General features: G+C 68.2%; 20 protein-coding genes. 2 read left to right on the top strand and 18 right to left on the bottom strand.

The features are described from left to right. Positions 1-29: 29 nt before the first annotated feature. The 6 genes from mmsB to rsmA form a co-directional block, all read right to left on the bottom strand. Positions 30-1,388 carry a multiple monosaccharide ABC transporter permease gene (gene mmsB / locus ASE34_RS15880; protein ID WP_053097084.1) on the bottom strand — a complete coding sequence of 453 codons (1,359 nt, stop codon included), beginning with the start codon at positions 1,386-1,388 and terminating at the stop codon, positions 30-32. Then, complete coding sequence (gene mmsA / locus ASE34_RS15875; RefSeq protein ID WP_222839478.1) at positions 1,385-2,905, bottom strand: multiple monosaccharide ABC transporter ATP-binding protein; 1,521 nt, start codon at positions 2,903-2,905, stop codon at positions 1,385-1,387. Before mmsA ends, mmsB begins: the two co-directional genes overlap by 4 nt. Before the next feature lie 155 nt (positions 2,906-3,060). Beyond that, the gene (locus tag ASE34_RS15870) at positions 3,061-4,074 is read right to left on the bottom strand and encodes a LacI family DNA-binding transcriptional regulator (protein ID WP_053097086.1); all 1,014 of its coding nucleotides are present in this window, start codon (positions 4,072-4,074) and stop codon (positions 3,061-3,063) included. A gap of 100 nt (positions 4,075-4,174) precedes the next feature. Then, positions 4,175-5,107 (bottom strand): 4-(cytidine 5'-diphospho)-2-C-methyl-D-erythritol kinase, encoded by a 933-nt coding sequence (locus ASE34_RS15865; protein ID WP_056280016.1) that lies wholly within the window; start codon positions 5,105-5,107, stop codon positions 4,175-4,177. Between the two features lie 13 nt (positions 5,108-5,120). Continuing rightward, positions 5,121-6,188: an L-glyceraldehyde 3-phosphate reductase gene (gene mgrA / locus ASE34_RS15860; RefSeq protein ID WP_056280014.1), complete on the bottom strand. Its 1,068-nt coding sequence runs from the start codon at positions 6,186-6,188 to the stop codon at positions 5,121-5,123. A 9-nt stretch (positions 6,189-6,197) separates the two neighbouring features. Further along, positions 6,198-7,067: a 16S rRNA (adenine(1518)-N(6)/adenine(1519)-N(6))-dimethyltransferase RsmA gene (rsmA, locus tag ASE34_RS15855; RefSeq protein WP_056280012.1), complete on the bottom strand. Its 870-nt coding sequence runs from the start codon at positions 7,065-7,067 to the stop codon at positions 6,198-6,200. A gap of 55 nt (positions 7,068-7,122) precedes the next feature. Here rsmA and ASE34_RS15850 point away from each other — a divergent pair, with 55 nt between their 5' ends. Continuing rightward, positions 7,123-8,382, top strand: a complete 1,260-nt coding sequence (locus tag ASE34_RS15850; protein WP_056280009.1) for an MFS transporter — start codon at positions 7,123-7,125, stop codon at positions 8,380-8,382. Here ASE34_RS15850 and ASE34_RS15845 read toward each other — a convergent pair. The 9 genes from ASE34_RS15845 to ASE34_RS15805 form a co-directional block, all read right to left on the bottom strand. Further along, positions 8,361-9,233, bottom strand: a complete 873-nt coding sequence (locus ASE34_RS15845) for a TatD family hydrolase (RefSeq protein ID WP_056280008.1) — start codon at positions 9,231-9,233, stop codon at positions 8,361-8,363. The genes ASE34_RS15850 and ASE34_RS15845 overlap by 22 nt on opposite strands. 2 nt (positions 9,234-9,235) lie before the next feature. Beyond that, on the bottom strand, positions 9,236-10,813 hold the full coding sequence (metG, locus tag ASE34_RS15840; RefSeq protein WP_056280006.1) for a methionine--tRNA ligase: 1,578 nt from the start codon (positions 10,811-10,813) through the stop codon (positions 9,236-9,238). A gap of 38 nt (positions 10,814-10,851) precedes the next feature. Then, complete coding sequence (locus tag ASE34_RS15835; RefSeq protein ID WP_056280004.1) at positions 10,852-12,393, bottom strand: molybdopterin-dependent oxidoreductase; 1,542 nt, start codon at positions 12,391-12,393, stop codon at positions 10,852-10,854. Between the two features lie 43 nt (positions 12,394-12,436). Beyond that, positions 12,437-13,606, bottom strand: coding sequence for a glycoside hydrolase family 1 protein (locus tag ASE34_RS15830; protein ID WP_053097102.1), 1,170 nt, complete (start codon positions 13,604-13,606; stop codon positions 12,437-12,439). 12 nt (positions 13,607-13,618) lie between these two features. After that, positions 13,619-15,343 carry an ABC transporter ATP-binding protein gene (locus ASE34_RS15825; RefSeq protein ID WP_053097103.1) on the bottom strand — a complete coding sequence of 575 codons (1,725 nt, stop codon included), beginning with the start codon at positions 15,341-15,343 and terminating at the stop codon, positions 13,619-13,621. Next, entirely contained in the window at positions 15,340-16,254 is a 915-nt protein-coding gene (locus ASE34_RS15820) for an ABC transporter permease (RefSeq protein ID WP_053097105.1), read from the bottom strand. The genes ASE34_RS15825 and ASE34_RS15820 overlap by 4 nt, the downstream gene beginning before the upstream one ends. Further along, a complete protein-coding gene (locus ASE34_RS15815; RefSeq protein ID WP_056280002.1) occupies positions 16,251-17,231 on the bottom strand; it encodes an ABC transporter permease in 981 nt (326 codons plus the stop codon). Before ASE34_RS15815 ends, ASE34_RS15820 begins: the two co-directional genes overlap by 4 nt. Then, the gene (locus tag ASE34_RS15810; RefSeq protein ID WP_232224459.1) at positions 17,228-18,892 is read right to left on the bottom strand and encodes an ABC transporter substrate-binding protein; all 1,665 of its coding nucleotides are present in this window, start codon (positions 18,890-18,892) and stop codon (positions 17,228-17,230) included. The genes ASE34_RS15815 and ASE34_RS15810 overlap by 4 nt, the downstream gene beginning before the upstream one ends. A gap of 179 nt (positions 18,893-19,071) precedes the next feature. Next, a complete protein-coding gene (locus tag ASE34_RS15805; RefSeq protein WP_053097109.1) occupies positions 19,072-19,524 on the bottom strand; it encodes a MarR family winged helix-turn-helix transcriptional regulator in 453 nt (150 codons plus the stop codon). Positions 19,525-19,588: 64 nt separating this feature from the next. Between ASE34_RS15805 and ASE34_RS15800 the strand changes: the two genes are divergently transcribed. Next, positions 19,589-19,957 (top strand): VOC family protein, encoded by a 369-nt coding sequence (locus ASE34_RS15800; RefSeq protein ID WP_053097114.1) that lies wholly within the window; start codon positions 19,589-19,591, stop codon positions 19,955-19,957. Between the two features lie 14 nt (positions 19,958-19,971). Here ASE34_RS15800 and ASE34_RS15795 read toward each other — a convergent pair whose 3' ends face one another. The 3 genes from ASE34_RS15795 to rsmI are packed head-to-tail and all read right to left on the bottom strand — an operon-like array spanning position 19,972 to position 22,566. Then, on the bottom strand, positions 19,972-21,078 hold the full coding sequence (locus ASE34_RS15795) for a LacI family DNA-binding transcriptional regulator (RefSeq protein WP_056279997.1): 1,107 nt from the start codon (positions 21,076-21,078) through the stop codon (positions 19,972-19,974). Between the two features lie 49 nt (positions 21,079-21,127). Further along, positions 21,128-21,748: a class I SAM-dependent methyltransferase gene (locus ASE34_RS15790; RefSeq protein WP_056279995.1), complete on the bottom strand. Its 621-nt coding sequence runs from the start codon at positions 21,746-21,748 to the stop codon at positions 21,128-21,130. Then, positions 21,748-22,566: a 16S rRNA (cytidine(1402)-2'-O)-methyltransferase gene (gene rsmI, locus ASE34_RS15785; RefSeq protein ID WP_056279993.1), complete on the bottom strand. Its 819-nt coding sequence runs from the start codon at positions 22,564-22,566 to the stop codon at positions 21,748-21,750. The genes ASE34_RS15790 and rsmI overlap by 1 nt, the downstream gene beginning before the upstream one ends. Positions 22,567-22,570 lie beyond the last annotated feature (4 nt).

Raw genomic sequence — 22,570 nt, 5'->3', positions numbered from 1 at the left:
TGCGTGCGAGCACTGCGCGGAGAGTCCGCTTACTCGGCCCTCGTCTTATCGACGGGAGGGGCTTGGTAAGTCCTGTTGGGTTCGAAGGTCGCGGTGGCCTCCGGGTCGCTCCTGCGGCCCGACCGGCGGGTCAGGAGACCGATGAGCGACGGACGGCCCTGCTGCTTGTTCCAGACGTCGATGCCGACCGCGAGCAGCAGCACGAGGCCCTTGATCATCGAGACGACGTCGGCACCCTGGCCGAGCAGAGCGAGACCGTTGTTGAGGAACGCCATGACCAGACCACCGATGATCGAGCCGATCACGGTACCGATACCACCGGCGACCGCAGCACCACCGATGAACACCGACGCGATCGCGTCGAGCTCCCAGCCGGTGCCGTCGTTCGGTCCGGATGCCTGCGAACGGGCGACGAAGATCATGCCGGCGAGTGCGGCCATCATCGACATGTTCATCATGACGAAGAAGTCGACCCAGCGGTCCTTCACGCCGGAGAGGCGTGCGGCCTGGCGGTTGCCACCCACGGCGTAGATGTGGCGACCGAAGACGGTGTTCCGCGTGATGAACGAGTAGATGATCACGAGGGCGAGCAGGATCAGACCCGGAACCGGGAAGCTCGTGCCCGGGCGACCCGTCGCGAACATCCACGCAGCGGCGAGCACGACGACCGAGAGCAGCACGACCTTGACGACGCTGACCCACAGGGGCGCACTGTCGGAGCCCATCTTGTGCTGCTGGCGACGGGTGCGGATCTCCCAGAAGACCAGCCACGCCACCGCGACCAGCGCGAGGATCATGGTCGGCACGTTGAAGTCCAGCGGGAGCCCGACCTCAGGAAGGTAGCCGGTGCCGATCACCTGGAAGCCCTTGGGCACCGGGATCGTCTGAGCGTCACCGATCCACTGCTGCGCGCCACGGAAGAAGAGCATGCCGGCGAGCGTCACGATGAACGCGGGCACCCCGACGTAGGCGACCCAGAACCCCTGCCAGGCGCCCACCAGGGCACCGACGCCGAGGCCGAGCAGGATCGCCAGCGGCCAAGGGAGGTTCCAGTCGGCCATCGACTTCGCGACGATGATGCCGGTGAAGGCCGCCACGGAACCGACCGACAGGTCGATGTGCCCCATGATGATGACCATCACCATGCCGATCGCGAGGATCAGGATGAACGAGTACTGGTTGATGACGTTGATCAGGTTGCCCGACGTCAGCGTCGCGCCGTTCGGTCCGTTGCGCAGCAGCGTCAGCACCTCGAAGAGGACGATGATGACGATGAGGCTGCCCAGGATGCCGAACTGGCGCAGTGACGAGGTGCCGTTGCTTCCGAACATCTTGCGGATGTCGCCGAAGTGGAAGCCGCGCTTCGTTGTCGTGAGGTCGGTGGTCATGCGGATGCTTTCTGAGTCGCGGAGGTCATGCTGCGCATGAGAGCCTCGGGTGTCGCCTGGTCGGCCGGGATGCAGTCGGTGACCCGACCTTCGAAGACTGTGTAGATGCGGTCGGAGATGCCGAGCAGCTCGGGCAGCTCGCTGGAGATGACGATGACGCCCTTGCCCTGGGAGGCGAGCTCGTTGATGATCGCGTAGATCTCGTACTTCGCTCCGACGTCGATGCCGCGCGTGGGCTCATCGAGGATCAGCAGGTCGGGGTCCGTGAACATCCACCGGGCCAGCACGACCTTCTGCTGGTTTCCTCCCGAGAGCTTGCCGACGCCCTCTTCGACGCTGGGTGTCTTGATGCGCAGCGCCTTGCGGTAGCGCTCGGCGACCGAGTACTCCTCGCGCTCGTCGACGACGCCGCGCTTCGAGATCTTCGACAGCTTCGCCGCCACGACAGACCGCTTGATGGTGTCGAGCAGGTTGAGCCCCAGCACCTTGCGGTCCTCGCTGACGTACGCGAGTCCGTGCTTGATCGCCGAGGAGACGTCGGGGATGGTGATCTCCTGGCCGTCCTTGACGATCTGTCCGCCGAGGAACGTGCCGTAGGAGCGACCGAAGATGCTCATCATGAACTCGGTGCGGCCCGCGCCCATCAGACCGGCGATGCCGACGACCTCGCCACGACGCACGTTGAGGTTCGACCCCTTGACGACCATCCGCTCGGACACGGTCGGGTGCTGCACCCACCAGTCCTTGACCTCGAAGAACACGTCGCCGATCTCGGGGGTGCGGTCGGGGTAGCGGCTCTCGAGCGAGCGGCCGACCATGCCGCGGATGATGCGGTCCTCGTTGATCTCGCCGCGCGAGATGTCGAGCGTCTCGACCGTGCGACCGTCGCGGATGATCGTGATCTCGTCGGCGATCTGCTCGATCTCGTTGAGCTTGTGGCTGATCATGATCGACGCGATGCCCTTGGCCTTCAGACCCAGGATCAGGTCGAGGAGGTGCTGCGAGTCGTTCTCGTTCAGTGCCGCGGTGGGCTCGTCGAGGATGAGGAGCTTGACGTCCTTGTTGAGGGCCTTCGCGATCTCGATCAGCTGCTGCTTTCCGACACCGAGCGTCTTGATGGCGACGTCGGGGTCTTCGCGCAGGCCGACGCGGGCCAGCAGCTCGACCGTGCGCTGACGCTGGGCGCGCCAGTCGATCGCGCCGAAGTGGCGGATCTCGTTGCCGAGGAAGATGTTCTCGGTGATCGAGAGCTCAGGGATCAGCGCGAGCTCCTGGTGGATGATCGCGATCCCGGCCTGCTCGCTCGCCGCGATGTCGCGGTAGCGCTGCTCCTCGCCGTAGAGCAGGATCTCCCCCTCGTACGTGCCGTAGGGGTACACGCCGGAGAGGACCTTCATCAGGGTCGACTTCCCGGCGCCGTTCTCGCCGCAGATCGCATGGATCTCTCCGGCCCGGACGGTGATGGACACGTCGGACAGCGCCTTGACACCCGGGAACTCCTTGGTGATGCTGCGCATCTCCAGGATGGGGCCTGACACGACCGGCAACGTTGCTGTGGTGCTCACAAGATCTTCCTCGCGACGGGCGGTCACCTTCGATGTGACCGTTCACATTAGATTACATAGTCTACGCTCGCTGAGACGGTGTCAAGACCACTCGCGAAAATGTGGCCTTATCGAGGCGCGGACGATTCCCGCGTTCGAAGGGTCGTCTGCAGGGGCCCGAACTGCGGCACCTGCTCACCACGGATCTGCGCGAGCAGGATGCGCACGGCGCGGCGACCCAGCTCGGGGAAGTCCTGATGCACCGTGCTCAGCGTCGGTGCGACATGCGCCGCGACCGGGATGTCGTCGAACCCGACGACGCTCACGTCCTCGGGCACGCGGATGCCGGCATCCCTGAACCCGTGCAGCAGCCCGATCGCCATCTGGTCGTTCGCGACGAACACGGCCGTGAAGTCACGCCGTCGGGCGAGCTCCTGCCCCGCGAAATAGCCGAAGTCGGCCGTCCAGTCTCCGCGGATCGGCGGGAAGGTGGGCAGATCGGCCTCCCGCAGAGCATCGAGGTATCCGCGCATGCGCGACTCGGCCTCGATCCAGTCCTGCGGCCCGGCGATGTGGATGATGTCGCTGTGCCCGAGCCCGATCAGATGCTCGGTGGCGGTGCGCGCGCCCGCGACCTGGTCGGCCGACAGGGTCACCCCGTCGGAGCCGGAGGCCGTCTGCAGCGAGACGAACGGCATCTCGACCGCCATGCCCTTCAGCACATGGAACGCCCGGACCTGCGGGGCGAGCACCACGATGCCGTCGACCTGCTCGCGTGCCAGCTGCCGCAGGGCGTTGCCGATCGCCTCGGGCGTCGTGGCCGAGAGGTTCAGGGTCGAGACCGAGTACCCCTCCTCGCGAGCGGCGTCCTCGATGCCGACGATCGACGACGTCGGTCCGAACTCCCCCACCGTGGCCGAGAGGATGCCGAGCATGTTGGACTTGCTCGTCACGAGCGCCCGCGCCGCGAGGTTGGGGCGGTAGTCCAGCACGGCGATGGCGTCGAGGACCTTCGCCTTCGTCTCGGGACGGATGCTGGGGTGGTCGTTCAGCACCCGCGACACGGTCTGGTGCGACACCCCCGCGAGTCTCGCCACGTCGCGGATGCTCGGCATCCGGGCACGCTCGGAGGCAGTCGACATCACAGACCTCCTTGTATGTGCACGGTCACATCGTCTCTTCATTATGTATGCCAGGCGCGCGGAGCGCACCTCGCCGAGGCGAGGATGCGGGCGGGCCGGGTCAGGCGAGGATGCGCGCGCCGGGCACCGGCCCGTGCACGTGCAGCGACTCGAGTCCGTGCTCACGCAGCAGCGACTGGACCTCCTGCGCACCCTCGGGGCTCGGGCAGAGGAGAGCGACGGTGGGTCCCGAACCCGACACGATGCCCTGCAGAGCGCCGGCGTGGATGCCGCGCAGGATCGTGGTCTCCAGCTCGGGCCGCTCGTACAGGGCGGCCTCCTGCAGGTCGTTGTAGATGCTCTCGGACAGCAGCTCGGGATCGCCGGAACGCAGCGCCTGCAGCACGGGAGCCGGCACCTCGAGCGACAGCGGCGGATCGTCGGCGAGCGAGCCCTCAGCGTCTCGCAGCGCATCGAGTCGCGCATACACGACGGGCGTGGACAGCCCGTCATCGCTCGGGACGAGCACCCAGTCGAACCGCCCCCTCGCCAGCGCGGGATTCAGCTGATCTCCTCGGCCGGTTCCGACGGCGGTGCCGCCGTGCAACGCGAACGGGACGTCCGCGCCGAGCCGGGCGGCCAGCTCATGCAGGCGGGCGGTCGAGAACCCGGTACCCCACAGTGCGTCGCACGCGACGAGAGCGGCCGCGGCATCCGCCGACCCGCCGCCCATGCCTCCGGCGACAGGCACGCTCTTGCGGATCTCCAGCGCCACCCCGCCGTCGTACTCGGCCGCGGTCGCGAGCAGCTTGGCGGCGCGCATCGCGAGGTTGCGATCGTCCAGCGGCACGGTGTCGGGGTCGTCGACGCCCGAGACGGTGATCGAGAAGTCGTCGGCGTGCCGGGCGATCACGTCCTCATAGAGCGAGACCGCCTGGAACACCGTGGCCAGCGCGTGATACCCGTCGTCGTGGCGGCCGCCCACACCGAGATAGACGTTGATCTTGCCGGGCGCGCGCACGTGCACGGAGTCGACGGGGGCGGCGAAGCTCATGTCGGTGTTCCCGTCACAGCTCCGTCGACGTCGCCCACAGGTCGACGTCGATGGCACCGGCCGCCTCGTCGATGCGGCCGAGCTCGTCGTCGGTGAATGCCGGACCGTTGACGGCGGCGATGTTCTCGTCGAGCTGCTCGGGACGCGATGCCCCGACCAGCGCGGAGGCGACGACCGGGTTGCGCAGCGTCCATTGGATCGCCATCTGCGCCAGGGACTGCCCGCGCTGCTCGGCGATGGCGTTGAGCGAGCGGAGGGTCTGCACGGCGGCATCCGACAGCGGCGCATCCGGCAGCGAACCGCGCTTCTGCGCACGGGCGGCCGTGCCGTCGCCGAGGTACTTGTCGGTGAGGAGCCCCTGCGCGAGAGGTGTGAACGCGATCGTACCGACGCCGGACTGCTCGAGGGTGTCGGTGAGGCCGTCTTCGACCCAACGGTTGAGGATCGAGTAGGCGGGCTGGTGGATGACGAGCGGGGTACCGAGGTCGGTGGCGACGGCGACGGCCTCGGCCGTGCGCTCGGCGCTGTACGACGAGATGCCGACGTAGAGGGCCTTGCCCTGGCGCACGAGCGTGTCGAGCGCCCCGATGGTCTCGGCGACCGGCGTCACGGGATCGGCGCGGTGCGAGTAGAAGATGTCGACGTGGTCGAGGCCCATGCGGGTCAGCGACTGCTCGGCGCTCGCGAGGATGTACTTGCGGCTGCCGAAGTCTCCGTACGGACCCGGCCACATGTCCCAGCCCGCCTTCGACGAGATGATCAGCTCGTCGCGGTAGGGGCGGAAGTCCTCGGCGAAGATGCGGCCGAAGTTCTTCTCGGCCGAGCCGTAGGGCGGGCCGTAGTTGTTCGCGAGATCGAAGTGCGTGATGCCGCGGTCGAAGGCGTGACGCAGCAGCGCGCGCTGGTTGTCGAGCGGGATGTTGTCGCCGAAGTTCCACCACAGGCCCAGCGAGATGGGCGGCAGGAACAGCCCCGAGGTGCCGACCTGGCGGTACTCGAACTGCTGGTAGCGGCTCTCATCGGCGGCGTACGGCCGGTGGAGCTCGGGGATGTTCGGACGGAAGCGAGGAGAGTCGGTCACGGTGCCAGGTTAGTCGGTGACGACGGCGTCTTCGATCTGAGCGACGTGCCGCGCAATACGGTGATAGTCATCGACCGTGAGGTCCTCGCCACGAGCGGTCGGCGCGACTCCGGCCGCGATCAGGATCGCGGATGCCGCGGCGGAGCTGCCGAAGAGCTCGGACAGCGCCTGTCGCAGCATCTTGCGGCGCTGGTTGAAGGCGGCATCCACGATCTTGAAGGTGAGTCGGCGTTCGTCCTCTGTGCCGCGCTCGCCCTCCGACCGGTCGAATCCGACGAGCAGGCTGTCGACGTTCGGGACCGGCCAGAAGACCTGACGGGACACGGTGCCCGACAGCTTCCACTCGCCGTACCAGGCCGCCTTGACACTCGGGGTGCCGTAGATCTTGGAGCCCGGCTTGGCCGCGATGCGCTCGGCGACCTCGGCCTGCACCATCACGACACCGCGCTTCAGGTAGGAGAAGTTCTCGAGGAAGTGCAGCAGCACGGGGACCGAGACGTTGTAGGGCAGGTTCGCGACCAGCACGGTCGGCTCGCCCGGCAGCTCCGTGATGCGCAGCGCGTCGGCATCGACGACCGTGAGCATGTCGGCGGGAACGCCGTGCTCCTCGGCGGTCTGGGCGAGCCGGGCGGCGAGCCGGTGATCGATCTCGACAGCGGTGACGGATGCGCCGGCCTCGAGGATCGCGAGGGTGAGGGAGCCGAGCCCCGGGCCCACCTCGACGACCCGCTCCCCCTGCTGGACGCGGGCGGCGTGCACGATCTTGCGCACGGTGTTCGCGTCGACGACGAAGTTCTGTCCGAGCTTCTTGGTCGGGGTGACATCGAGCTCGGCGGCGAGCCGGCGGATCTCGGTGGCGCCGAGCAGGGTGACTGTCATTGCTCCATTGTCCCCCACCCCCGCCGGTGTCCGAGCCGCCCAGTAGTCTGCTGTGATGCCCTCCCTCGGTGAACTGATCGCACCACGGCGCATGGGCAGGGATTTCCGCTGGCTGCTCGCATCATCGTGGACGAGCAACGTCGGAGACGGCGTCGCCCTCGCGGCCGCTCCCCTGCTCATCGCGTCGATGACGTCGTCGCCCATCCTCGTCGCGTCCGGGGCGATCCTGCAGTTCCTCCCGTGGCTGCTGTTCGGGCTGCACGCCGGAGCCATCGCCGACCGGTTCGACCGTCGGCGCCTCGTGATGTTCGCCAACGCGGCACGGGCCGTGGCGCTCGCGGGGCTCTGCGCGTTCCTGCTCACCGGAACCGCGAACATCTGGATCGTGCTCGCCGTGGCCTTCCTCTACGGCACGGCGGAGGTCTTCGTCGACACCGCCGGCAGCACGCTGCTGCCGATGCTCGTGAAGCCGGCCGACCTCGGCATCGGCAACGCGCGGCTGCAGGCCGGGTATCTGGTCGCGAACCAGTTCGCCGGGCCGCCGCTCGGCGCGTTCCTCTTCGCCGCCGGCGCGGCGTGGCCGTTCCTGCTCGAGATCCTCTGCGTCCTCCTCGCGGTCGTGCTGATCTCGCGCATGGCCCGCACCCCCGTGCCGCCCCGGTCAACGGGAGACGGCGTGAAGTCGCACGTGCACACCGACATCGGCGAGGGACTCCGCTGGCTGTGGCAGAACCCGCCGGTGCGGATGCTGGTGCTGATCATCCTCGTCTTCAACGTCACCTGGGCGGCCCCGTGGGGCGTGCTCGTGCTCTATGCCACGGAGTATCTCAACATGGGCGCGGTCGGCTACGGCGCCCTGACGACCGCCTCGGCGGCCGGAGGAATCCTCGCCACCCTCTGCTTCGGCTGGCTCGAGCGCCACGTGTCGTTCGCGACGCTGATGCGCGTCGTCCTCTCGCTCGAGGTGCTGATGCACCTCGCGTTCGCACTCACCACCGCGGGCTGGGTGGCGCTCGTGATCATGTTCGTGTTCGGCGCCTACGCGTTCGTGTGGGGCACGATCTCGACGACCGTCCGTCAGCGTCTGGTCCCCGCCGAGCTGCAGGGCCGCGTGGCCTCGGTCAACATGGTCGGCGTGTTCGGCGGCATGGTCATCGGCCAGGCCCTCGGCGGGGTGATCGCCCAGGTCTGGGGTCTCACGGCTCCGTGGTGGTTCGCCTTCGTGGGCGCCGCGCTGACCCTTGTCCTGGTCTGGAAGCCGATCTCGCAGATCGTCAGTGCCGCACCGGCGGATCAGTCGGTGAACGAGCCGTAGACCCGCAGGGAGTTTGCGGCGAGTCGGGTCGACAGCTCGTCGACCTCGATGCCGAGCTCCGCCGCCATGAACCGCACCGTGATCGGCACGAGATAGGGGGCGTTTGGACGACCGCGCAGCGGCGTCGGGGTGAGGAACGGCGCATCGGTCTCGACGAGGATGCGGTCCAGGGGCGTCACCTTCAGCGCGTCGCGCAGGTTCTGCGCGTTCTTGAACGTGACGTTGCCGGCGAAGGACAGGTGGTAACCCGCATCCGCGCAGATCCTCGCCATCGCATCGTCGCCGGAGAAGCAGTGGAAGACCGTCCGCTCGGGCGCCCCGACGCGACTCAGCGTCTCGAGCACCGCGTCATGCGCGTCACGGTCGTGGATCTGCATCGCGATGCCGTGCTTCTTCGCCAGCGCGATGTGCGCCTCGAACGACTCGAACTGCGGCGCTCGGCGCTCGGGCTCGGTGCGGAAGAAGTCGAGACCCGTCTCGCCGATCGCCCGCGTTCGCGGGTGCGCCGCGAGCTCGTCGATCACCGCGATGGCCTCATCGAGACGACCCTCCTCGGCGTAGGCGGGCGCATCATTCGGGTGGATCGCGACAGCCGCGAGCACGCGCGGGTCCGACTCGGCGGCCTCGACCGCCCACCGGGACGACTCGATGTCACCCGATGCCTGCACCACCCCGGCGATGCCCACGGCCGCCGCACGATCGAGCTGCTCGGTCAACGAGAGCGGCTCATCGCCGTCGAGGATCTCGAGATGCGCGTGATTGTCGTAGACGGGCACGGCAAGGGGCTCCGGAGCCGCGGGATACCGGAGATCCTTGCGCCCGCCGCCGTCTCGCTGCTGCACGTACGTCATGCTCAGGCGGTGGACTCCACGCGCGGGAACAGCGGGGTGAGACCGTCGACGCTGGTGCCGGGACGCAGCACGCCCCAGGCTCCGGCCTCGCGGATCGGCTGGTCCTGCAGACGTCCGAGGCTCTCTGCGGCGCCGAGGGCGACCCAGAGCTTCTCCGTCGACTGCGGCATCACGGGCGAGAGCAGCACGGCGAGCGCGCGAAGTCCCTCGGCGCACGTGTAGAGAACGGTGCCGAGACGGCCGCGCTGAGACTCGTCCCGTGCCAATGCCCACGGCTCGTTCTCCGTGATGTAGCCGTTGAGAGCGTCGACGATCGTCCAGATCGACGAGATGGCCTCGTCGATGCGGAACTGCTCGATCGCGGCATCTGCATTCGAGGCGGCATCCGCGACGATCCTCTGGATCTCGAGATCCTTCTCGGTGTAGTCGGCGGGCGGCGGCACGATGCCCTCGAAGTACTTCTCGATCATCGCCGTGGTGCGCGAGGCGAGGTTGCCGAAGCCGTTGGCGAGCTCCGCCTGGTAGCGGGCCGAGAGGTCCTCCCACGAGAACGAGCCGTCCTGGCCGAACGCGATCGCCGAGAGGAAGTAGTAGCGGTAGGCGTCGGATCCGAAGACGTCGGTGATCTCGGTCGGCGCGATGCCGGTGAGCTTCGACTTCGACATCTTCTCACCGCCGACGAGCAGCCAGCCGTGCGCGAACACGCCCTTGGGCACATCGAGCCCTGCGGCCATCAGCAGAGCCGGCCAGATCACCGCGTGGAAGCGCAGGATGTCTTTTCCGACCACGTGATAGGCGGGCCAGCGGCGGTCGAAGGTCTCCTGATCGGAGCCGTAGCCGACGGCGGTGGCGTAGTTGAGCAGCGCATCGACCCAGACGTAGATGACATGCGACTCGTCCCACGGCAGCGGGATGCCCCAGTCGAACGTCGAGCGCGAGATCGAGAGGTCCTTGAGACCCTGACTGACGAAGGAGACGACCTCGTTGCGCGCCGAATCGGGGCGCACGAAGTCGGGCTGGGTCTTGTAGAGCTCGAGCAGACGGTCCTGGAACTCGCTCAGCTTGAAGAAGTAGTTCTTCTCCTGCAGCAGCTCGAGCGGCTTCGAGTGGATGGCGCAGACCTTGAGGCCCTCGAACGGACCGGTGCCGTCGACGATCTCGGACTCGGGCTTGAACTCCTCACAGCCCACGCAGTACAGCGCCTCGTACTCGCCCGCATAGATGTAGCCACGGTCGTAGAGACGCTGGAAGAACGTCTGCACGTTGGTCTCGTGGCGCTCCTGCGTCGTGCGGATGAAGTCGTCGTTCGCGACGTCGAGCGTCTCGAGCAGGGGGAACCACGCCTCGGTGACGAGCTTGTCGACCCACTCCTGCGGAGTGACGTTGTTCGCGGCCGCGGCACGGAGCATCTTCTGGCCGTGCTCGTCGGTGCCCGTCAGCATCCAGGTGTCATCGCCGCCCTGCCGGTGCCAGCGCGCGAGCGCGTCGACCGCCACCGAGGTGTACCCGTGACCGATGTGGGGCACATCGGAGGGGTAGTAGATGGGCGTGGTGATGTAGAACGATTCGCCTGCGGGCATGGGGACAATTCTAGGTGGGATGCAGGGGGTCGTTACGCTCAGGCGACAGACACCTCGATGCGGTGCCACCCCTGGGCGCCGTCGGGCACGACATCGGCCGGATCCGAGGTCTGCGTCTCCCCGTCGGCGCTGATCGCGCGACACTCGATCGTGTGCGCTCCACTCTCGGCCGCCCAGTCGAGACGCCACTGCACCCAGGTGTCGTCGGAGATCGCGGCGCCGAGCTCGGCGCGACGCCACTCACCGTCGTCGATCCGCACCTCCACACCCTCGACGCCCACGTGCTGCTGCCACGCCATGCCCGCGATGACGGCGTCGCCGGCCTCGATCCTGGTCCCCCGCCGGGGCACGTCGATGCGCGACTGCAGCTTCACCGGTCCGCGCTCCGACCATCCGCGGTCGGTCCAGTAGGCGGTCGTGCGGTCGAACCGGGTGACCTCGAGGTCCGTCACCCATTTGGTCGCCGACACATAGCCGTAGAGGCCCGGCACCACCATGCGCACCGGGAAGCCGTGTTCGAGAGGCAGCGCATCGCCGTTCATGCCGACCGCGAGCAGGGCATCGCGCTCGTCGGTGAGCGCCTCGATCGGCGTCGAGGCCGTGAACCCGTCGGATGAGGTCGACAGCACCATGTCGGCGTCGGGATCGACTCCCGCTCTCGCGAGCAGATCGCGCACCGGATGCCCGAGCCAGAGGGCGTTGCCGATCAGGTCCCCGCCGACCTGGTTCGACACGCAGGCGAGGGTGACGTGCGACTCCTGCATCGGCAGCGCGACCAGTTCGTCCCACGTGATCACGATCTCGCGATCGACCATCCCGTGGATGCGCAGCGACCAGTCGGCCGGGTCGATGCGCGGCACGATCAGTGCGGTGTCGATGCGGTAGAAGTCGGCGTTGGGGGTCACGACAGGAGCCAGGCCGGGGATGTCGAGCTCTGCACCGGCCGGCACCATCGGCGCGGGGGCGGCAGCCTTCGGCAGCCGCAACGTCGAGCGGATCGCCTCGATCGACCTCGTCGCGCCGCGGGCTGCGCTGCCGATGACGAGCGCCACGACGCCGGTCGCGGCGACGCCGACGGTCCACAGCAGGAACTGGCGGCGTTCCTCATGCTCGGCGCGGAGATAGGGGATCGGATGCACCTTGCGCATGAGCAGCCGCAGCGCGACGACCGCGGTCGCGCCGGCGACGAGACCGGGGAGCCAGGCGAAGGGGCCCGCGCCCGGACGGATCATCGCGGCCACCAGCGCCAGCACGCCGAGAGCGGCGAGGATCGCGGATCCCACGCCCGCGCGGCGGGATTCCAGGATGCCGGCGAGCGCGGCGACCCCGACGAGGACCACCGCTATCCCGGTGATCAGCGCCACCTTGTCGCCGGTGCCGAACAGTGCGATCGCCGCATCCTTCGCCCAGCTGGGGGCGAGATCGATGAGACCGCTGCCGATCACGGCGAAGGGGCTCGCGCTCGGCTCGACGATCGCTGCGACCAGCTCTGCCAGGCCGACCGCGACGACGGCCGCGCTCAAGCCGGCGGCCGCCGATCGAAGCCTGTCTCCGCGCTTCGCGCGGACTGCGTGGGTCATGATCAGAGCGTAACCCCGGGGCTGGGCCCCGGGGTCGTGCGGCTCAGAGCCCGTTGCGGCGTGCGACCTCTCCGAGCCAGGCGAGCGAGGGCTTCGGCGAACGCTCGAACGTCTCGTGATCGAAGCCGATCAGGCCGAAGGTCGGGCGGAATCCGCTCGCCCACTCGTAGTTGTCGAGTGCGCTCCAGTGCTGGTAAGCCTTGACCTCGATGCCGTCGGAGATGGCACGGTGGAGTCCCTCGAGAGCACCCTGGGTATAGGCGATGCGCCGCGTGTCGTCGCCGGTCGCGATGCCGTTCTCCGTGACGAGCACCGGCACGCCGCCGCTGCGCTCCCACGCGCTGCGCACGCCCATCTCGAGCGCCTCGGGGAAGAACTCCCAGCCGGTGAGCGTGGTCTCGACGTCGTCGGCGACCGGACGCGGACCCTCGGGGCCGATGAAGGTGCGGGTGTAGGCCTGCACGCCGACGAAGTCGTCACCGGCCGACTGATCGAGGTACCAGTGGTCGCGGGGGTCGCCGTACTCGGCCAGCATCTCGTCCGCCCCCGGCTCACCGGTGGAGTGGAAGGCCTGCGTCGCGATCGTCCATCCGGCCTGCACGCCCGAGACGGAATGCAGGATCTCGGAGGCCCGGTGGTGCGCGTCGAGCAGCGTGTCCGCGACGGCGAGGTCGGGGTTCGGCAGTCCGAAGGCGACGAGGTTCGAGGCATCCTCTCCCCCGGCGAGCATCGCCGCGATGTTCGGCTCGTTGATCGTGCAGACGTAGGTCACGCCCTCGAGGATCGGCAGCACGGTCTCGACGTAGCGGGAGAACAGGTCGACCGCGTCGTCCGCACGCCAGAAGCCGTCCTTCTGGAACCACTGCGGCACCGTGAAGTGCATCAGCGTCACCGTCGGGTCCAGACCGTTCTCCCGGGCCGTGTCGATCATGCGGCGGTAGTGATCCAGCATCGCCCGCGACACGAAGCCGCGCTCGGGCTCGATGCGCGCCCACTCCATCGAGAAGCGGTACGAGTTCAGACCGGCATCCGCCAGCAGCCGCATGTCCTCCGGGTACCGGTGGAAGTGGTCGGCGGCATCGCCCGAGGGCTCCACCATCGTCGAGCCCGGAGCATGCTCCATGGCCCACCAGTTGCTGGTCGTGTTGTTCCCCTCCACCTGATGGGCTGCGGTCGCAGCGCCCCAGAGAAAGCCGTCAGGGAATGTGAGCACGAGTGCTCCTCTCTATTTCGAGATTCGGGATGGGTTGGGCACGGCGTCGAGCAGCTGCACCGTGTACGGGTCCTCCGGATGCTGGAGGACCTGAGAGGTCTCACCGCGCTCGACGACGCGACCGCCGTTGAGCACGAGGATGTTCTCGGTGACGAGCCGCGCGCTGAGCAGGTCGTGCGTGATGTAGAGCATGCTGATGCCCCACCTCTCGCGCAGGTCTTCGAGCAGCGCGAGCACTCCGGCACGCAGCGACACGTCGAGCATCGACACCGGCTCGTCGGCGATCAGCACCTGCGGATCGCTCGCGAGCGCCCGGGCGATGACCACGCGCTGACGCTGACCGCCTGAGAGCTGATGCGGCAGCTTGGCCGCGAACTGCTCGACAGGTGTCAGGCCCACGGTCTCGAGGAGCTCGAGCACGCGGGCTCTCGCCTCGTCACCGCGCAACGGCGTGTAGTTGCGGATCGGTCGGCTCAGCGCGTACTCCACCGTGTGCAGCGGGTTGAGCGCGGCATACGGATCCTGGAACACCATCTGCACGTCCTTGCGCAGGTCGCGCAGGCCCGCACGGCGCAGGGCAGCGACGTCGACATCGCCGAAGCGCACCGTGCCCTCGGTCGGCTTCTCGACACCGGTGATCAGCTTCGCGATCGTCGACTTGCCCGAACCGGAGGCGCCGACGAGTGCCAGGGCCTCGCCGGGTTCGAGTCGGAACGACACATCGTCGACCGCGGTGACGGGCTGCTCGCCCCGACGCGGAGCCGGATACCGCTTCGACACGCCCTCGACCACGATCGCGGCGTCCGCCCGGCGCGTGTCGCGCTGCGACACGGTGGGCAGGGTCTCGGTCAGGTCGGTGCGTGAGCGCCCCTCGCGACGGCGCGTGCCGAGGTCGACGAACCCGGGGATCGAGATCGACTCGGCCCGAGGATCGGCGTAGTGGCTCAGCAGCATCCGCGTGTACTCGTCCTGAGGACGCTGCAGGATGTCGAGGCTCGGCGCGTCTTCGACGATCCGACCCTCATGCATGACCATCACCCGATCGGTCGCCTCGAGCACGATGCCCAGGTCGTGGCTGATGAGGATCGCGGTGAAGTGCTCGGTGCGCTGGAGATCCTTGATGGTGTCCATGACGGCGTGCTGCACGAGCACGTCGAGCGCCGTGGTCGGCTCGTCGAACACCATCAATTGCGGCTCGAGCGACAGTGCCAGCGCGATCGAGGTGCGCTGCCGCATGCCGCCCGAGAGCTCGCTCGGGTATCTGGCCAGCACTGCGGGGTCGAGACCGACCTTGCCGATCAGCTCGCGCGCCCTCGCATCCCGATCGCCGCGGGCCACGTGTCCGTGCGCGGCGAAGATGTCGCGGAAGTGGTTGCCGATCGTGCGCACCGGGTTCAGCGCGTTCATGCCCGACTGCAGCACCATCGCGAACCCGCCCTGGCGCTGACGGCGCAGCTCCTCGGCGTCGAGCTCGCGGATGTCGCGCCCGTCGAACAGGATGCGCCCGCCGCTGATGCGAGCCGGCGGCTTCTGGAGCCGTGTCAGCGCGAAGCCGAGCGTCGACTTGCCCGAGCCGGACTCGCCGACGAGACCGACGAACTCGCCGCGACGCAGCGTGAACGAGACGTCCTCGACGGCGGTGACCGGCGTGGTGCCGGGCGAGGCGTACTCGACCGACAGGCCCTGGACATCGAGCAGCACGTCATCCGTGGGGATGTTCGCTTCCATGGCGCTCATCGGCCCTTCCCCTCTCGCAGGCGCGGATTGGAGATCCCATCCACGCCGAAGTTGATCAGTGTCAGGCTCAGGGCGAGCAGGGCGATGCAGAGACCAGGGGCGAACAGCAGCAGCCACTGCCCGGTGAGCAGCGAGTTGGAGTTCTGCGCCCAGTAGAGCATGGTGCCCCAGCTGACGATGCTCGAGTCGCCGAGCCCGAGGAACTCGAGGCCCGCCTCTGCGAGGATCGCCGCGGTCGCCGCTCCGAAGAGCGTGCCCGCGATGATCGAGGTCATGTTCGGCAGGATCTCGCGGAACACGATGCGCGCCCTGCTGTCACCCGAGAACTGCGCCGAGGTGACGAAGTCGTTGCCTCGCAGCGACTGCGTCTGGCTGCGCAGCACGCGCGCACCCCAGGCCCAGCCGGTGACGACGATCACCGCGATGATCATCAGGATGCCGCCGTTCTGCAGGTACGCGGCGATCACGATCATCAGCGGCAGACCGGGGATCACCAGGAAGAGGTTGACGATGAAGCCGACCACCTCGCCCAGGAATCCGCGCATGTAGCCCCAGCTGAGCCCGATCAGCACTGCGACGATCGTCGAGAGGATGCCGGCGGCCATGCCGACCAGGAGGCTGATCTGCGAGCCGTAGATCAGCTGACTCAGGACGTCTTCGCCGGCGGCGGTGGTGCCGAGCCAGTGCGCGGCCGACGCGTCGGCGTTGCGCTCGAAGGTGTTCTCCTTCGGTCCGTACGGGGCGAGCAGCGGAGCGAACACCGCCACCAGCACGAACAGACCGAGGATGATGAGGCCCAGACGGGCCTTGCCGTTGGACCAGAGGGTGCCCACCATCCGGGCGAACGAGCGCCACGGGCTGGGAGCCGCGATCCGGTCGGAGGGAACCTTGACATTCATGGTGGAGGTCATCGGCGGGTCCTTGGATCCAGCACGCCGTACAGGATGTCGACGAGGAAGTTGGCGACGAGCACGCTGACGGTGATCATCAGGAAGAGCGCCTGCATGAGCGGGTAGTCCTGCCCGATCACGGCGTTGAAGAGCAGGTATCCGATGCCGGGATAGCCGAACACCTGCTCCACGAGGATCGATCCGCCGACCACGCCGCCGAGCGTGAGCCCGAAGCCGGTGAGGTTCGGCAGGATCGCGTTTCGTGCGGCATAGCGGAGGGCGATGGTGCGACCGTGCAGGCCGTTCGCCTCGGCGAACGTCACGTAGTCGTCACCCAGGGTGTTGATCATCGCGTTGCGCATGCCGATGATCCATCCGCCGAGAGAGGTCAACAGGATCGTGACCGCCGGGAGGATCGCATGCTGCACGAGATCGATGAAGAAGTCCCAGGTGAAGCCCGGCGTGGTCGTCGCCGAATACGCGCCGGTGGTGGGGAACCAGTGCAGCACGTACCCGAAGAAGAACAGCAGCAGCAGCGCTGTCCAGAAGTAGGGGAAGGTGCTGAGGAAGGAGCCGGTCAGCGTCGGCAGCGAGTCCAGCCACGTGCCGCGGCGCCAGGCGGCGGCGGTGCCGATCAGGGTGCCGATCACGAACGCGAGGATCGTGACGATGCCGACGAGGCCGATCGTGTACGGCAGCGCGGTCGAGACCATGCTCGACACGGTCTGAGGGTAGAACGTGTACGAGACACCGAAGTCGAGTCGTGCGACCTGACCGAGGTAGGCGACGTACTGATCCCAGATCGAGCCGGTCGGCACACCGAGCTGCGCCTCGATCGCGGCTCGCGTCGCATCGGACACCGGGCCGTTCTGCGAGAGCTTGGCGATGGCGGCGTCGGCAGGCGAGCCGGGCATCAGCCGCGGAAGGAAGAAGTTCAGGGTGATGGCCGCCCACAGCGTGAGGACGAACAGCCCGATCTTCTGGAAGACGTACTTCATCGGTCGTCCTCCTTCACGCGCTCGAGCCGGGTGAAGATGCCCAGCGGTGCCGAGTCGTAGTTCTGCGGGATCATGTACGGGTCATCCTCTGAGGGCCAGCCGGTGAACTTGGAGTCGTTGAACAGGCCCCAGATGCCGCCGTAGTAGAGGCCGATGACCGGCATCTCCTCGTAGACGATGGCCTGCAGCTCCTGCACGATCTCGGTCTGGCGGGCGGGGTCGACCGTCTCGCGATACTCGGCGAGCAGCGCGTCGGCCTCATCCGACCGATACCGCTCGAAGTTGTTCGCGGTCGTCTCGCCGGACGGCACGTAGAACTCGCTCGAGAGCAGGTTGTTGTATGCCTGGTAGACGTCGCCGTTGCCCATGCCGCCGATGGCCATCTCGAAGTCGCCGTTGCTGATGGCGCTCTGGTATCCGGCCGGCTGCGGGAGCTTGAGCGTCACCTTGACGCCGACGTCGGCGAGTTGGCTCTGCACGGTCTGCGCCGCACGGGTCCAGTCGGAGAATCCGTTGGCCGTCGTGAGCGCGAACTCGAGCTGCTCGCCGTCTGCACTCACCAGCCGGTCGCCGTCGAGGGTGTACCCCGCCTCGGCGAAGGCCGCGAGTGCGGCATCCCTGTCCTGCGTGATCATGCCCTGATCGGGGATGCCGGGGTCGAGGAACTCCTCCTGGTTCGGGAGCACGAGGCCGGTCTGCCCTGCGGGCTCCATGTAGCCCTCGGAGGCGGTCTCGGCGATCTCCTCGCGGTCGAGCGAGAGGGCGATGCCGCGGCGCACGTTCACGTCGTCGAACGGCGCGACCTCGAGGTTGGGCATCAGCGCGATCACGCCTCCCGGCGGGAACCACCAGTCGTTGTTCTCACTGGCCGCACCCCACGTGCCCTCGACGTCGGAGATGAACGAGTACGCCCAGTCGTAGCCGCGGGTGACGGTGTCGAGCTGCGAGTTCGTCGACGGCAGGATGATGTGCTCGATCTCGATCTTGTCGGCCTGCCAGTAGTCGGGGTTCTTGTCCATCGAGTACTGCTGGTCGTTGTAGTTGCCCAGCACGAACGGGCCGGTGCCGACCGGGTTCTCATTGCGGTACGTGCCCGGGTCCTTCACGTCCGACCAGAGGTGCTCCGGCACGATCATGGTCTGGCCGAGGATCGGCAGCGAGGGCGCGTCATCGGTCTGCAGGTGCATGATGACGTCGTCGCCGTCGACCTCGACGGTCTCGAGGTGCTGCCAGGCGCCCTTGATGTCGAGGGAGGGGTTGTCCTTCAGCAGCTGGAACGTGAACGCCACGTCGTCGGGCGTCAGCTTCTCGCCGTCGCTCCACTCGACGTCATCGCGGATCGTCATCACGACCGTCCGGGCATCGGGCTGCGACCATTCGCTCGCGAGCCACGGGTTCTCGGTTCCGTCGAGCGGGTTCACCAGGATCAGGGGCTCATAGATCCACCGCGACGCGGTGCGCGTGTTGGTGAGATACGGGTTGAAGTTCCGCGTGAAGAACGGGTTCCCCTTGTCCGCGTTGATGAGCATCGTGTCGTCGCCGATCGATGGATCGGGCTGCGAACTGATCTGGATGCTGCAACCGCTGAGCACGACGGCCGCTGCCGCCAGTCCCACGATCGCGGCTCTCCGCCAGCGCCGGAGCATGTGCGTCTTCGCCACACTGCCACCTCATGTCGTCTGTGTCATGAAGGGGGTCCCACGGGTCGGGGCACCCCGCGGCCGAAGCCGCATCAGCAATTGTAAGCGCATACATTTGGCGGCTGCAACCCCCCTCGCATGACGCCGAGAGCCCCCACTCCCCTGCGACGACCGGCGTGGGAGCGGTGTCAAATCCCGTCTCAGTGGGGGGCGCGGCGCAGCGAGTCGATCATGCTGCGCAGAGCGCGGAGCGCGGCGGACTGCTCTGCCGGGGTCATCCCGGTCAGCATCCTGACCTCGACCGAGCGGACGGCGGCCGTCGCCGCGGCGAGGCTCTTCCGCCCCTTCGGCGTCAGGCTGGTCGGCAGCACCTTGCCGACCGGAGCCTCGTCGGCCCGCGAGACGAATCCGTCACGCTCGAGAGACTGGAGGAGCACGTTCATCGACTGACGCGTGACGAACGCACCTCGGGCGAGTTCCGAGTTCGAGAGCCCAGGTCGCTGAGCGAGGAGTTCGAGACACGAGTAGTGGGTGATCGTCATGCCGAGGGGCTTCAGCACTTCCTCCATCGCGATGCGGAGAGCGCTCGACGCCTCCTTCAGCAGGTAGCCCAGCGAGGTGTCGAGGTCGATGCCGGCTCGGTCTTGACTCATGTCAGTATTCTGACATAGATTCAGACATGTCAGATAACTGACACGACAACGAAAGAGCGCGATCATGCCCGTCACCGGACCCGACTTCATCTCCCTGCAGGTGCGCGACCTCGACGCCTCACAGGCGTTCTACGAGCGCTATCTCGGACTCGTCAGATCGCCGGCGGGTCCGCCTCACGCCGTGGTCTTCGAGACGACGCCGATCGCCTTCGCGCTGCGCGACCTCGCCCCGGGAACGGACCTCGACTCCGTCGACCAGCCCGGGATCGGCACGGCGGTCTGGCTGCACGCCACGGATGTCCAGGCGATCCATGACGCCCTCCTCGCCGACGGCCGCGCGATCGTGTCCGAGCCGATCGACGGCCCGTTCGGTCGCACGTTCACTTTCGCCGACCCCGATGGCTACCGCATCACCCTGCACGACCGCACCTGAACGCCGCCAGCCGTTCAGTCGGGGCGCTGGGAGCTCTCGCGGACGAGGATCTGCACGGGCAGGCGCACCGTCATCGGCTCGCCGTCCGGGTTCTCGAGACGTCGCGAGAGCAGCTGCACGGCGGCCCGCCCGAGATCGATCATCGGCTGGCGGACGGTGGTGAGGGCGGGACGCGACAGCGCCGCCGCCTCGATGCCGTCGAAGCCCGTGACCCGGACATCGTGGGGCACGCGGATGCCGGCCGATCGGAACGCGTCGATCGCCCCGAGGGCCATCTGGTCGTTCGCGGCGATGAGTGCGGCGGGGACGCCGTCGGCGATCAGCTGCTCAGCCGCCCGCCGCCCGGATGCGCGGGTGAAGTCGCCGCGCAGCACCGTCACGGCATCCGTCGCGATGCCCGCCTCGGCGACCGCCGCGGCGAAACCCTCCCAGCGCTGGGCGCCGTCGGGCGAGTCCTCGGGGCCGGCGAGAAAAGCGAGCGTCCCCTGATCGGCCTGCGCGAGCACCAGTCTGGTCAGCTCCGACATCGCCTCGGCGTTGCTGACGGTCACGTGGTCGTAGCTGTCGCCGCGCGCCGGCCCCGAGAGCACCACCACGGGGATCCGCTGAGCGAGCCGGGCGAGCACGTCGTCGGGCACGCTCTGCGCCAGCACCATCAGCCCGTCGACGCGTCCGGCGATGTCCCGCACGGTCTCGCGCGTCGGATCGTCACGGCCGACGCCGATCATGAGCACGAAACCCTGCTTCCAGGCTTCGAGCTCCGCTCCGCGCAGCACCTCGTCGAGGAACAGCATGGTCGGATGCTCTGCGCCCGCGTCGGCGGACGCCTGCTCGACCGTGAACGGCGGCGCCTCGCCCTGGTCATCGGCCAGCACGTCGAGGACGGGCGCGTCCTCCGAGGCATCGAAACCGGGGAAGTACAGCCCGAGCACGCCGGTGCGGCGCTCGGCCAGACCGCGCGCGCTGCCGCTGGGCACGTAGCCGAGCGCCGAGACGGAGTCGAGCACGCGCTCGCGCGTGGCGGGGCGCACGGCATCCGGCTGCCGCAGCACGCGGGAGACCGTCGCGATCGACACTCCGGCGCGGTCTGCGACGTCGTAGACGGTCGCCCTCTTGCTCACGCTCGGTCCTCCTCCGCTTGCGTGTGCACCAGGCTACCCGGCGAGCGAGTCACCGCCTGCGTGCTTCGAGTGAGCCGTGAGGGCGGGCGCTGATCTCGCCGGGTTCGCGGCCCCGGGTGTCACTCGACACGACCTCGAAGCCCGCGTCGGCGAGAAGCCCGGCGAGCGCCTCGGCAGACCAGAAGTACGCCGGCGCGACGGCATGCGCGAACGGCTCGCGCGGCTCGCCGTCGAAGAAGCCGATCAGGATGCTGCCTCCGGGAGCCAGCACGCGGGCGAACTCTTCGAGGATCCCGGGGATGTCAGCCGGCGAGGTGTGGATCAGTGAGTACCAGGCGAGGATGCCTCCGACCGACCCCGCCGCGAACGGCAGGTCGCGGAACGAGCCGACGTCGAAGGAGATGCCCGGATGCCGTTTCCTCGCCGTCGCGATGAACTCCTCCGACAGGTCGATCCCCTGCGCCACGCGTTCGCCGAGACTCAGGAACTGGGTCCAGTGCCCGGGCCCGCAGCCGGCATCCAGCAGCAGGCCGGGGGCCGTGTCACGCCAGGCCTCGATGACCGCAGTATCCCGGGCATCCATCTGCTCGATCGCACCGGCGAGCTCCACGTACTCCGCGGCCCGCGCGTCGTAGGCAGCGGCGACGCCCGCGTCCGAGGTGCCTTCCATCAGCTGCGCGCGGCGAGGGCTGCCTGATACAGGTCGCGCGACGACAGGCCCGTCGCCGCGGCGACCTCGGCGCAGGCCTCCTTGAGACGCACGCCGGATGCCACGAGTCGCTGCACCTGCGCGAGAGCGTCTTCCGCCGACGCCTCACGAGGCGCTGCACCCTCGACCACCACGACGATCTCACCCTTGACGCCCGCCGTCGCCCACTCGACGAGCTCGGCGGAGGTGCCGCGGCGCACCTCTTCGTAGAACTTGGTCAGCTCGCGGCAGACGGCGATGCGGCGGTCGTCGCCGAAGGCTGCGCCCATGTCGGCGAGCGACGATGCCAGGCGGGCGGGAGATTCGAAGAAGACCATGGTGCGTGGCTCTGCGGCGAGCGCCCGCAGCGTCGAGCGCCGATCCCCGGGCTTGCGCGGCAGGAACCCCTCGAACGTGAAGCGGTCGGTCGGCAGTCCCGAGATGGAGAGCGCCATCAGCACGGCGCTCGGCCCCGGGATCGCCGTCACCGTCACTCCCTGAGCGACCGCCTCGGCGACGAGCCCGTACCCGGGGTCGCTGATGGCCGGCATCCCCGCGTCGCTCACGACGACGACATCCGTCTCGACCGCGAGTGCGGCGAGCTCCGCCGCTCTCTGCTTCTCGTTGTGATCATGGAGTGCGATCAGCCGGGGGCGGTTCGAGATCTGCAGAGCCTGCATGAGCCGCTGCGTGGTGCGCGTGTCCTCCGCGACGACGACCTCGGCATTCTCCAGCACCTCGACGAGGCGACGCGAGACATCCCCGAGGTTTCCGATCGGTGTTGCGGCGAGGATGATCACCCGC

Origin of the sequence: Microbacterium sp. Root280D1 (assembly GCF_001428975.1) — a bacterium.
In the GTDB taxonomy this organism is placed as follows: Bacteria; Actinomycetota; Actinomycetes; order Actinomycetales; family Microbacteriaceae; genus Microbacterium.
This window is presented reverse-complemented; position numbering and strand designations above follow the sequence as displayed.